The sequence below is a fragment of the Lactococcus lactis genome (genome assembly GCF_029023865.1).
Taxonomy (GTDB): domain Bacteria; phylum Bacillota; class Bacilli; order Lactobacillales; family Streptococcaceae; genus Lactococcus; species Lactococcus lactis.
Genome location: NZ_CP118969.1, coordinates 1,227,615 through 1,239,383, shown reverse-complemented (window position 1 = coordinate 1,239,383; position 11,769 = coordinate 1,227,615). Strand labels below are relative to the sequence as shown.

Genomic DNA, 11,769 nt, shown 5'->3' with positions numbered 1-11,769 from the left:
GAAATGATTATCCTATGAAAATTATTATAATTGGTTCTGTAGCTTCAGGAACAAGTGTTGCTGCTAAGGCACGTAGAAATACAGAGAATGCAGAGATTACTCTTTATGATAAGGACACTGATATTTCTTACGCAGTATGTGGTATTCCATATGCTATTGGTGGGGAAATTGGTGATTTTGATGAGTTAACTCCTCGTGATGCTCGATGGTTTAAAAAACGTTACAATGTTGATATTCATACTTCTCATGAAGTTTTAGATATTAATCATTCAACAAAATCTCTCAAAGTTAAGAATCTTTTGACTGGTGAAATATTTGATGATTCTTATGATATCCTTGTTTTTGCAACTGGAGCAACTTATCATAGACCTGAAGTTTTTCAAGGTAAATCATTCGGTAATGTATTTCAAGTAAGAAATATTAATAGTGGTAAAAACTTTAAATCTTTCTTGGATGATAAAAAACCAAAAACAGCAATTGTTGTAGGAGCAGGTTATATTGGTCTTGAAGTTGCCGAACAACTCAAAGAACGAGGACTTGATGTTACTGTGCTTCAACGTGGAAAACACCCAATGGCACACCTAGATTGGGATATGTCTATTCGCATTGAAGATGAAATGGAAAAGCAAAATGTTCATTTTCTATCTGAGGAAGTAATCACTGAAACAAAGGGAGAACAAACACTAAAAAGTGTCATAACAAGTAAAGGCAATGTCCTTAGCGCTGATTTGTATATGTTGGCTACTGGAGTTCGACCAAATACTCAACTCGCAGAATCAATCGGGGTGAAACTAGGTGAAACTGGAGCGATTGCTACAGATACAACGATGGAAACTAATATTGAAGGTGTCTATGCCGTTGGGGATGTTGCAGAAAGTTTCCATGTGATTACTGGGAAAGCGACATACCGCCCTTTGGCATCAACTGCAAATAAGATGGGGAGAATTGCAGGAGATGCAATGACTGGTGGACCTCTTCGTTTTCAAGGTGTGCTTGGGACTGGAATCTTACGCTTCTTTGATTTAACCATTGCTCAAACAGGATTAACTGAAAAAGAAGCGATCGAAGAAGGTTATGAAATAGCAGTATTATTCAATATTAAACCAGACAAACCTGATTACATGCACGGTAAAGAAATGGTTATCAAAGCAGTCGCAGATAAGTTATCTCATCGAATTCTTGGAGTTCAAATTATTGGTCCTCAAGGCGTAGATAAAAGAATAGATGTTTTTGCCTCAACAATTACACTGGGGGTTACTGCAGAAGATTTGTTCCATATGGATTTAGCTTATGCCCCACCATTTTCAACAACTAAAGACCCTGTCGCATATACAGGAATGGCACTAACCAATGCCTTAACTACTGCGCCATTAATAACGCCTCATGATTTGATGGAACTTCAAAAAAATAGTGCAGACATAACAATTATTGACACACGTGCAAAAGCAAGTTATGAAAAGAAGCATATACCAAATGCAATAAATATTCCGTTGGCTGAACTTCGTGAAAAATCATCTATTCTTGATAAGGATAAATTGACAATCGTTTACTGCAATAAGGGAGTCACTGGCAATGCTTCTCAAAATGTCTTGAGGAATGAAGGGTTTAGAGAAGTATACAATTTATCAGGCGGAAATAAAAATTATCAAGAAATTGCAAAACAAGAAAAAATTAGGGGAAAAACTCAATTATGAATCAAGTCACAAAGAAACTGTCGTTTTTAGACCGTTATCTGACGCTTTGGATATTTGTAGCAATGGGAATTGGAATCGCTTTGGGATACTTCGTTCCTAGTGTTGCAACCACTATTAATGACTTATCAGTAGGAACAACATCAATTCCAATTGCCATTGGACTAATTCTCATGATGTATCCTCCATTAGTAAAAGTAAAATATGGAGAAATGGGAAAAGTATTTAAGGATTGGAAAGTCTTGTTGCTTTCATTAGTTCAAAACTGGATTATTGGACCAATACTAATGTTTATTCTTGCGGTTGTATTTTTACAAGGTTATCCAAGCTATATGATTGGGCTTATCATGATTGGGCTTGCACGTTGTATTGCAATGGTTATTGTTTGGACTGATTTAGCACATGGTGATAGTGAGTATACAGCAGGACTTGTAGCCTTCAACTCACTTTTCCAAGTATTCTTTTACTCAATCTTTGCTTATTTCTTTGTAACTTTACTTCCAAAATGGTTAGGCTTAGGAAATTTTGCAGTACATATAACAATTGGTGAGATTGCTACCTCAGTATTCATCTATTTGGGAATTCCATTTATTGCAGGGATTATCTCTCATTTTGGTTTGATTAAATTAAAAGGTAAAGAATGGTTTGAAGAAAAATTCATTCCGAAAATTAGTCGTATAACATTGGTTGCTCTTTTGTTTACAATCATTATCATGTTTGCAGTTAAGGGTGAAAAAGTAGTAGAGCTTCCATTTGACGTAGTTAGAATAGCAATTCCATTGCTTCTGTACTTCGTATTGATGTTCTTTGTTTCCTTCTTTCTCTCTAAAAAAATGGGAACAAGTTATCCTGTTACAGCATCTTTATCATTTACAGCAGGAAGCAATAACTTTGAGCTTGCGATAGCGGTTGCGGTAGGCGTATTTGGAATTAATTCAGGAGAAGCCTTTGCGGCAGTTATTGGTCCGTTAGTGGAAGTCCCTGTTATGATTGCTTTAGTTAATGTGGCGTTGAAATTTAAAAAAATCTATTTTACAAAAGAATCCGTATAAGGAGTATTATGAAATTTAAATTCACATCTCTTTCTTCGGCTGAAGAGAATTCTATCAATAATTACACGGGTGAAAAAAGTGGAGAATATATTATTAAAGAGTTCATTAATATGAAATCAGCTGTTCAATATGTAGCTAATAATTCTGGTTTTGTAACTACTGATGATGAGAAAAAATCATTTGTTGTTAGAAATATTGAAAAAATAAATTAAAAAAACACCATGTTTTGGTGTTTTTTTAATTTATTAGGGTCAGTATTGAGGCCAGTATTGAGGCCAGTATTAGTTCGGTTATCAATCTTAATATTGTATCTATAAATGTTATTAATGCAGTAAGAAAAAGCTAACTTTTTCGGAAAGATATATATCATTTCAAAAAGTTCATATTATACGATTCTGAAGCATCTTTCTGAGACTAAAATACCGAAATACTGGAAACCCGTTTTTCGGATGAAATAACCGTAATACTGAAAAACCGTATTTCGGTTACCGTAGAACGCCTTTTCCGTATTACGGATTTTCCAGAAACTGGATTTATCGGATTACGGTTTTTCCAGATTCCGTTAAATCAGCCACTACAAATTACCCACTATTAACAAACTAAAAATACTAACAAATAAAATATCTTTTACAAAAAAATATTTGAAAAGATGAGGATGAATAAAATTTATAAAAAAGTCCAAAATAAAAAGCGGTCAGGAAAAAACAGACCGCAAAGTATTAAGTTTTGAGTTTATACAAAAATTGACAATACTTTAATATTTAACTACAATATATTCTAATTTGAATAGAAAATGTTGAGGAACAATAAAAAGAGATGTCAGAAAATCATGGTTATCGTTATAATGTAAATAAACTCATGCTTGAGTTTCCCTACTACGTCAATGAGTTTATCCAGTCTAAGGACACTGTGCCACTGAGTATTGCCTCTATTTACTCTTACTGCTTAGAATTTAGAAAATACTTGAAATGGATGAATGAAAATAATATAACGAACCATGCTAACATCAAAGAAATCACTTTGAAAGAAATGGAAAACGTAACGAAACGTGAGCTAGAAGCTTTTGTACTTCACGAACGACTCCGTTTAGAATCAAAATGTGGTTCTAATACACATACATCAGCATTAAATCGAACAATTGCTGCAATAAAGAGCCTATATAATTATCTTTGCGAACAAACCGAAGATAGTAATGGCAATACTTACATGACTAGAAATGTTAGCCGGTTAATTCATATCCGAAAAAAAAGCGAAACCTTGCATTACCGTGCAGCTCAACTGGAAGCTAAACTATTTTTAGGAGACGAAACTAAAGCATTTTTAAAGTATGTTGAACATGACTATGAAAAGTCTATCAGTAATCGTGCAAGAACAAGTTTTAAGAAAAATAAAGTCAGGGATTTAGCTATATTAAGTCTTTTTTTATCATCTGGATTACGTTGTGCGGAACTTGTAGGAATCAATCTTAACGATTTAAACCTTGAAACTGGAAAAGTAAGAGTGATGCGCAAAGAAGGCAAGAAGGATGTAGTGCCTATTGCTCATTTTTCGCATAAATATATAACAGATTATTTTGAGTCAAGAAGTAGCTTAAATACTGATGTAGAAGCCTTATTTATCACGGACTATAATCAAACAATTAGAAAAATTTCTAACGCATCGATAAATAAGCTAGTCGCAAAGTATTCAGAAGCCTATAAAGTTAGAGTAACCCCTCATACTCTAAGGCATACATTCGCAACAAGACTCTATAATGTCAGTCACTCTCAAGTCCTTGTCAGCAATCAATTAGGGCACTCTTCAACCAAACCAACTGAGTTATATACCCACATTGTCAGTGCTGAAGCTAAAGATGCGTTAAAAAAATTATAAAATTCACAAAATGTCTGAAATTTATTTACTGTACAATTTTTGATATAATCAAGTTAACGTAATTAAATAACAGGGGAGTAATCATGAAAATCATTCAAGCAGTCCATATAAACGGAACTGACAAACATAAACGCTATTGGAAGGTACCAGACCACCTACAACCAATTAGACTACGTAAAGGCGACGAGGCGGCTGTTGAAACCAAAAGTGGCCCCCAAAGGGTTAAGATTGTTGCCGTGGTTACCTCAAAGGATGGATTTTTGTATTGGAAAAATGGTGACACCTGGCATAAATTTGAAGTTAAACAGGAGGCCTTAGCTTTCTTTGACAGAAAAAAATGGAAGTTAAATACCCACCAAAAGCCGATTAATTAGCATAATAGAGCATAACAAAAAAATCCTTGCAAGCAAGGTTAATTTATGTTATAATCAAGGCAAATAAAAAAAGGCCTAATTAAGCTAGTAACTTAATCAGACCTGCCGATTAAGAACACAGTCCGTTCAATCGACTTACTTAATGATATTATAAATAAATATGCATAAAAAGTCAAGTCAAATGATGTAAAAGGGAGATTCTTAATTGGAATCTCCCTTTTTTGATGGGTAGCTGATTACAATTAATATCTATTTTTAAATTTTTTACAAAGCAAGACTTTCTTAGAAAAAATTTTTTAGAAAGATAATTAAAGCAAAAAGCAGGAGAGCAATGTGTTACAGAAACCTTATAATAGCAAGGTTTACGAAACCTTTTGAAAAGGTGTGACACAGAACTCCTATATGTTTTAAGTAACATCTTTCCGAAAAACTGTAATTTTCTTGACAATTGGATATCTCTTCTGGTATACTTAAATTTATGAAACGTGAACAATTAATACAAAATATTGAAAAACTAAAACATATCATGCCTTCTTATGTTTTAGAATATTATCAATCTAAACTTACTATTCCTTATAGTTTGAATACACTTTATGAATATCTTAAAGAATATGAACGTTTCTTTAGTTGGTTGGTCGATTCTGGAGTTGCTGATGTTGATAAGATAACTGATGTTTCCCTCTCTGTTTTAGAAAACTTAACTAAACGAGATTTGGAGTCATTTATCCTCTATCTTAGGGAGAGACCCCGTTTAAATACGCGCTCTACTCGTTATGGGGTAAGTCAAACAACAATTAATCGTACTCTATCTGCTCTTTCTAGTCTTTATAAATACCTTACTGAAGAGGTTGAAAATGAAGATGGTGAGCCTTACTTCTATCGTAATGTTATGAAGAAGGTACAGACTAAGAAAAAATCCGAAACTTTAGCTTCTCGTGCTGAGAATATTAAAGGGAAGCTTTTTTTGGGAGATGAAACTCAAGGTTTTCTTGACTATATTGATAATGAATATGAAAAAACATTATCAAATAGAGCTCGTTCTAGTTTTTTCAAAAATAAAGAACGTGATTTAGCAATTATTGCACTTATTTTAGCCTCTGGTATTCGTCTTTCTGAGGCAGTTAATGTAGATTTAAGAGATTTAAATCTTATTACTATGGTTGTTGAGGTGACTCGTAAAGGAGGAAAAAGGGATGCTGTTCCTTATGCTCCTTTTGCCAAAACTTATTTTGAAAGATACTTGGAAGTACGAAGTCAACGTTATAAGACTACAGCGAAAGATACGGCATTTTTTGTGACACTTTATAGAGATGTTCCTAGCCGAATAGATCCTTCTAGTGTTGAAAAATTAGTTGCTAAATATTCTCAAGCTTTTAAAGTGCGAGTTACCCCTCACAAGCTTAGACATACACTTGCGACTCGACTTTATGCTCAAACAAATTCTCAGGTATTGGTGAGTAATCAGTTAGGGCACGCTTCAACTCAAGTTACAGACCTTTATACTCATATTATCAATGAAGAGCAAAAAAATGCTTTAGATAATCTATAACAAATAAAAAACACTTGATTCAAATTCCAAGTGTTTTTTATTTGTTATAGATTATCTTTTGAAATAATATCTGTTAAGCTATTTAAAGCACGCTCTGCTACCTTAGTATAACGTTCTTTTTTATCACGAATTCGTGGGCCTTCTAATTCTTCAACAATTCCGAAGGTTACATTCATTGGTTGAAAATGTTTGCTGTCAGTATGGGTGATGTAGTAAGGTAAACTTCCAATCGCCGTTGTTTTTGGGAATATAACTACTTCTTCGTCATTAAAGAGTTTGACGGCATTAATTCCAGCAACTAAACCAGAAGCAGCTGATTCTACGTAACCCTCTACTCCTGTCATTTGCCCTGCAAAGAACAGATTCTCTTGTTTGCGAGATTGGAAGGTTTGTTTAAGAAGATTTGGAGAATCCATGTAAGAATTGCGATGCATGACTCCATAACGAACGAATTCAGCATTTTCAAGACCTGGAATCATTTGGAAAACTCGTTTTTGTTCTCCCCATTTTAAATGAGTTTGAAATCCTACGATATTGTACAAAGATGCGGAAGCATTATCTTGGCGAAGTTGAACAACTGCATAGGGAGTCTTAAAATCACCGTCTCTCGGTCCTTTATAATCTTCAGGATATTCTAATCCAACAGGTTTCATCGGTCCAAATAGCATTGTTTTATAACCACGTTTGGCCATTTCTTCAATAGGCATACAACCTTCAAAGACTTTTAAATCTTCAAAAGAGTTTAAAGGAGCTTCTTCAGCAGAAATTAAAGCTTCTTGAAAGGCTTGAAATTCTTCCTTGGTCATTGGACAGTTGATATAGTCAGCTTCGCCTTTATCATATCGAGATTTTTTATAGACTTTTTCAAAATTAATCGAGTTGGCGTCAATAATCGGTGCTGCTGCATCATAAAAATAAAAGCCATCCGCACCGTTAAACTCATGAATTTTTTCTGCTAATTTATCTGAAGTTAAAGGTCCGGTAGCGATAATTGTAATTTCATCTTCTGGAAGATCAGTAATTTCTTCTCGAATTACTTCTACTAATGGATGGTTAGAAACTTCTCTTGTGACAAAATCAGAGAAGCCTTCTCTATCAACGGCTAATGCTCCACCAGCAGGTACTTGAGTCACTTCTGCTGCCTTGATAATGACAGAATCAAGTCTTCTCATTTCTTCTTTTAAGAGACCAACCGCGTTAGTGATTGCAGCTCCACGAAGAGAATTTGAACAGACTAGTTCAGCAAATTTATCTGTTTTGTGTTGAGGGGTTTGTTTAACGCCTCGCATTTCGTATAGTTTAACGGGAATGCCACGCTTAGCAATTTGATAAGCAGCTTCAGAACCAGCAAGTCCCGCTCCAATAACGTTAATATGTGTTTTTTTCATAGTCCCAATTATATCTAAATTTAGTAAATTTTTCCATTGATTAATATAATAAAAAAGCGCGGAAGCGCCTTTTATTTTTGTTTTTCTTCTTGATAATCACATTCATCATTTGAACATACCACTTGTTTACCGCCACCACGAACTTTCTTTTCAACAAGAAAATGTCCAGATTTAGGACAATCACGTCCGATAGGTTTGTCCCAACTTGTGAATTCACATTCTGGGTAACGATCACAACCATAGAAAATTCTATTTTTCTTTGTTTTGCGTTCGATAATATTTCCTTCATGACAAAGCGGACATTTTACGCCGATTTCTTTGACAATTGCCTTAGTATTTCGGCAATCTGGGAAGTTGCTACAAGCATAAAATTTTCCGAAACGTCCCAACTTAATTACCATCGGACTTCCACAAACATCACAGTCAAAGCCAGCAGGTTCATCCTTGATTTGGATTTTTTCCATACCTTCTTCGGCATTTTCAAGTTCTTTTGCAAAGGGTTTGTAAAATTGGTCAACAACCTCAATCCATTGACGTTTTCCTTCTTCAACTTCATCAAGATCTTTTTCCATTTCAGCTGTAAATTCAGTATTTACAATGTTAGGGAAGAACTCAACAATAAGCTTATTGACAATTTCTCCAAGCTCTGTAGGTTCAAAACGTTTTGCTGACAATCTCACATAGTAACGTTTTTGAATTGTTTCTAGTGTAGGCGCATAGGTTGAGGGACGTCCCACTCCATTTTCTTCCAATGTCTTGATGAGTGTTGCTTCGGAATATCTAGCTGGTGGTTGAGTGAAATGTTGTTCTGGTTTAACATTCGCTTTTTTGACAGTTTCATTTTCTTCCATCTCTGGAAGCATATTTGATTTATCAGAATCATTGTAGATTCGCAGATAACCGTCAAATTTCACTTGTGAACCATTAGCAATAAAGATAACACCATTTTGAGACAGATTTACTTTAACAGTATCGAAAATAGCTGCGACCATTTGACTGGCAACGAAACGATTCCAGATGAGTGTGTAAAGTTTTAGTTGATCTTTGTCTAGATATTTAGCAATGGCGTCTGGAGTGTTAAAGACATTTGAAGGTCGAATTGCTTCGTGGGCATCTTGGGCTCCAGAGGCATTTTTAACTTTTGAACCGTGTTTACTATATTTTTCTCCAAATTGATCAGCAATATAATTATGAGCTGCACTTTGTGCAACAGGAGAAATACGTGTTGAGTCTGTACGCATATAGGTAATTAAACCTTGATGGCCCTGGCTTCCTAAAGTAAGACCTTCATAAAGTTGTTGAGCAACCATCATTGTTTTACGGGTACGAAAGTTAAGTTTATTAGCTGCGTCTTGTTGCATTGAGCTAGTTGTATAAGGAAGAGGAGCGTTTCTGCGACGTTCTTTCTTTTCAACTTTATCTACGTTAAAATCAGGACCGTCTAAACGTTCCATGACTTTGATGACATCTTCATTGGTTTTTAAAGGATGTTTTTTTCCGTCAATTCCCCAGAAGGATGCTTTGAATTTTTTAGTTCCTTTTTTAAATTCACCATCAATTGACCAATACTCTTCTGGAATAAAAGCATTAATTTCATTCTCGCGGTCAACAATTAGTTTTAAGGCAATAGATTGAACTCGACCTGCTGAGAGTCCTTTTTTGACTTTTTTCCATAGAATAGGACTAATTGAATAACCCACCAAACGGTCAAGAACTCGGCGTGCTTGTTGGGCATCAACTAGATCCACATCAATTTGACGCGGCTCCTTAAAGGCATTTTTAACAGCATCTTTAGTAATTTCATTAAAGACCACTCGATTTTTTTCTTCAAGTGGAAGATTTAAGATATGTGCTAAGTGCCAAGAAATTGCTTCGCCTTCACGGTCCGGGTCACTTGCGAGGTAGACGGCTTTGGCAGCCTTTGCTTCTTTTTTGAGAGAGTTGATTAATGGGGCTTTCCCACGAATATTAATATATTGAGGTTCATAGTCATTCTCTATATCAACAGACATGGTTGATTTTTTCAAATCACGAATATGACCTACTGAAGCCACAACTTTGTAGTTTCGACCTAAATATTTTTCAATTGTTTTAGCTTTTGCTGGCGATTCTACAATAACCAGATTTTTACCTGGAGTGACTCTTTTTCGTGTTGTTTTTTTCTTTGTAGTTGTTTTTGTTTTACTTTTAGTTGAAGTTGGCATAATTTTTCCTATTTATTCTTTTTGGTATCCACTATCTTTTAGTTATTGTATCTTAATTCATAGAGGTATATATCGAATGTGGAAGTAAAATAATAGTTTAAGAGGTGTTAATACTCTTATTTACATTAAATTCACTCTCTCATAATAAATGCTTTTCTTCAATATGTCAAGTTATTTAGTTTTCTTATAGTAGAACTTGATATTTTTTTGTACTATAAAAACCGACTTAAGTCATGTGGTGCAAGGTGATAAAGGCTTTTTTTAATCATACAAATATTCTTCTAAGATATCTTGGGCTTGATAGATTAATTTTGCTCCTTGTTGTATTAGATGATTACAGCCATCTGAAAATCCATCTGCTATGTTTCCTGGTACAGCGAAAATATCTCTTCCTTCTTCCAGAGCGCGCTCACAAGTAATTAAACTACCACTTCGTAACTTTGCTTCTATCACTACTACACCATGTGAAAGTCCCGCAATGATACGATTACGTTCAGGAAAATGATAACGAAGTGGCTTTTCTCCGACTGAATATTCTGATAGTATGAGTTGGTTTTTAGCAAGATACTCTTGAATTTTTCGATTTTCTAAAGGATAAAAGATATCTAAGCCTGTACCGATAACTGCAATTGTAGGGATTTTATTTTTAATGGCAGAAAGATGACTTGCTGTATCAATTCCTTTAGCGAGTCCGCTGACAATCGTAAAATTTTGGTTCAACTCTGTCACAATTTTTTGAACGGCTTTAATTCCTTGTGAGCTTGCTTGTCGACTACCAACAAAAGCTAATTTAGGAGTTTTTAAGAGTCTTATATCTCCTTGATAAAATAATAGAACCGGTGGATTGTAAATTTCCTTGAGCCTTTCGGGATAAATTTCATCAAGAAGAGAAAATGATGGGTATATTTTATACTCTTCTCTCAGTTTACTTACGTCTTGATTTTTATATTGTTCAATAAAGTTGGGAATTGATTTAAGTTGTGCTACTTGTCCCATTTGTCTTAAACTTATTTTTTTATCATATCTATGAAAAAATTTTAAAAGTTTATTTACTCCTAAATTGGTCATGCCAGCTTTTTTCCAACGATATAAATCAAAATTTGTTATCATAATTCCTCCATTTTTTACTGACAGATTTGTCAGCAATTTTAAAATTGGCTTATAATTTTCTATACGTAAAAAAGACTGACTTGTAACCAAAAAAATTACTGACAGAAATCTTGTCAGTAATTTTTATAGCTAATATGTTTTAATTTTAGGATTTAACTTCTGCAATGACTTCTATTTCAATAAGGACATTTTTAGGTAATCCTGCAACTCCAACAGCGGAACGCGCTGGGAATTCCTTATCAAAAAACTTTGAATAAATTGCATTAAATCTTGAAAAATCTTCAATATTTTTCAAGAAACATGTTGTTTTGATGACTAAGTCAAAATCAGAATGTGCTTCTTTCAAAATAGCAGAAATATTTTTCATCACCTGTTCGGTTTGAGTCTCAATGCTATCTCCAACAATCTCTCCATTCAATGGATTCAACGGAATTTGGCCTGATGCATAGAGTAAACCATTAACAATTTTGCCTTGAACATAAGGACCGATAGCGGCTGGTGCATCTAATGTTGCAATAATTTTCATAGA

Annotated in this window: 10 protein-coding genes; 6 read left to right on the top strand and 4 right to left on the bottom strand. The window is 34.4% G+C overall.

What is annotated here, in order from left to right:
• Window positions 1-14 precede the first annotated feature (14 nt).
• From PYW37_RS06230 to xerS (PYW37_RS06205), 6 genes are all read left to right on the top strand, one after another.
• Window positions 15-1,694 carry an FAD-dependent oxidoreductase gene (locus tag PYW37_RS06230; RefSeq protein ID WP_025017073.1) on the top strand — a complete coding sequence of 560 codons (1,680 nt, stop codon included), beginning with the start codon at window positions 15-17 and terminating at the stop codon, window positions 1,692-1,694.
• Window positions 1,691-2,743, top strand: a complete 1,053-nt coding sequence (gene arsB / locus PYW37_RS06225) for an ACR3 family arsenite efflux transporter (protein ID WP_023189251.1) — start codon at window positions 1,691-1,693, stop codon at window positions 2,741-2,743. The genes PYW37_RS06230 and arsB overlap by 4 nt, the downstream gene beginning before the upstream one ends.
• Window positions 2,744-2,751: 8 nt before the next feature.
• Window positions 2,752-2,955, top strand: a complete 204-nt coding sequence (locus PYW37_RS06220) for a hypothetical protein (RefSeq protein ID WP_023189252.1) — start codon at window positions 2,752-2,754, stop codon at window positions 2,953-2,955.
• 604 nt (window positions 2,956-3,559) lie between these two features.
• Window positions 3,560-4,615: a tyrosine recombinase XerS gene (gene xerS / locus PYW37_RS06215; protein WP_025017072.1), complete on the top strand. Its 1,056-nt coding sequence runs from the start codon at window positions 3,560-3,562 to the stop codon at window positions 4,613-4,615.
• An 83-nt stretch (window positions 4,616-4,698) separates the two neighbouring features.
• Window positions 4,699-4,989, top strand: coding sequence for a hypothetical protein (locus PYW37_RS06210; RefSeq protein WP_044009676.1), 291 nt, complete (start codon window positions 4,699-4,701; stop codon window positions 4,987-4,989).
• Window positions 4,990-5,467: 478 nt separating this feature from the next.
• On the top strand, window positions 5,468-6,538 hold the full coding sequence (gene xerS, locus PYW37_RS06205) for a tyrosine recombinase XerS (RefSeq protein ID WP_003131037.1): 1,071 nt from the start codon (window positions 5,468-5,470) through the stop codon (window positions 6,536-6,538).
• 44 nt (window positions 6,539-6,582) lie between these two features.
• Here xerS (PYW37_RS06205) and trmFO read toward each other — a convergent pair whose 3' ends face one another.
• From trmFO to PYW37_RS06185, 4 genes are all read right to left on the bottom strand, one after another.
• Window positions 6,583-7,926 (bottom strand): methylenetetrahydrofolate--tRNA-(uracil(54)-C(5))-methyltransferase (FADH(2)-oxidizing) TrmFO, encoded by a 1,344-nt coding sequence (gene trmFO / locus PYW37_RS06200; RefSeq protein ID WP_025017071.1) that lies wholly within the window; start codon window positions 7,924-7,926, stop codon window positions 6,583-6,585.
• 71 nt (window positions 7,927-7,997) lie between these two features.
• Window positions 7,998-10,130: a type I DNA topoisomerase gene (gene topA / locus PYW37_RS06195; RefSeq protein ID WP_023189256.1), complete on the bottom strand. Its 2,133-nt coding sequence runs from the start codon at window positions 10,128-10,130 to the stop codon at window positions 7,998-8,000.
• Between the two features lie 261 nt (window positions 10,131-10,391).
• Window positions 10,392-11,240, bottom strand: coding sequence for a DNA-processing protein DprA (gene dprA, locus PYW37_RS06190; RefSeq protein WP_012897825.1), 849 nt, complete (start codon window positions 11,238-11,240; stop codon window positions 10,392-10,394).
• A gap of 145 nt (window positions 11,241-11,385) precedes the next feature.
• Entirely contained in the window at window positions 11,386-11,766 is a 381-nt protein-coding gene (locus PYW37_RS06185; protein WP_003131142.1) for a RidA family protein, read from the bottom strand.
• Window positions 11,767-11,769: the final 3 nt, after the last annotated feature.

Coding starts and splice junctions, on each gene's coding strand:
- PYW37_RS06230 (WP_025017073.1), top strand. CDS start 15: ATGAAAATTATTATAATTGGTTCTGTAGCTTCAGGAACAAGTGTTGCT.
- arsB (WP_023189251.1), top strand. CDS start 1,691: ATGAATCAAGTCACAAAGAAACTGTCGTTTTTAGACCGTTATCTGACG.
- PYW37_RS06220 (WP_023189252.1), top strand. CDS start 2,752: ATGAAATTTAAATTCACATCTCTTTCTTCGGCTGAAGAGAATTCTATC.
- xerS (WP_025017072.1), top strand. CDS start 3,560: ATGTCAGAAAATCATGGTTATCGTTATAATGTAAATAAACTCATGCTT.
- PYW37_RS06210 (WP_044009676.1), top strand. CDS start 4,699: ATGAAAATCATTCAAGCAGTCCATATAAACGGAACTGACAAACATAAA.
- xerS (WP_003131037.1), top strand. CDS start 5,468: ATGAAACGTGAACAATTAATACAAAATATTGAAAAACTAAAACATATC.
- trmFO (WP_025017071.1), bottom strand. CDS start 7,926: ATGAAAAAAACACATATTAACGTTATTGGAGCGGGACTTGCTGGTTCT.
- topA (WP_023189256.1), bottom strand. CDS start 10,130: ATGCCAACTTCAACTAAAAGTAAAACAAAAACAACTACAAAGAAAAAA.
- dprA (WP_012897825.1), bottom strand. CDS start 11,240: ATGATAACAAATTTTGATTTATATCGTTGGAAAAAAGCTGGCATGACC.
- PYW37_RS06185 (WP_003131142.1), bottom strand. CDS start 11,766: ATGAAAATTATTGCAACATTAGATGCACCAGCCGCTATCGGTCCTTAT.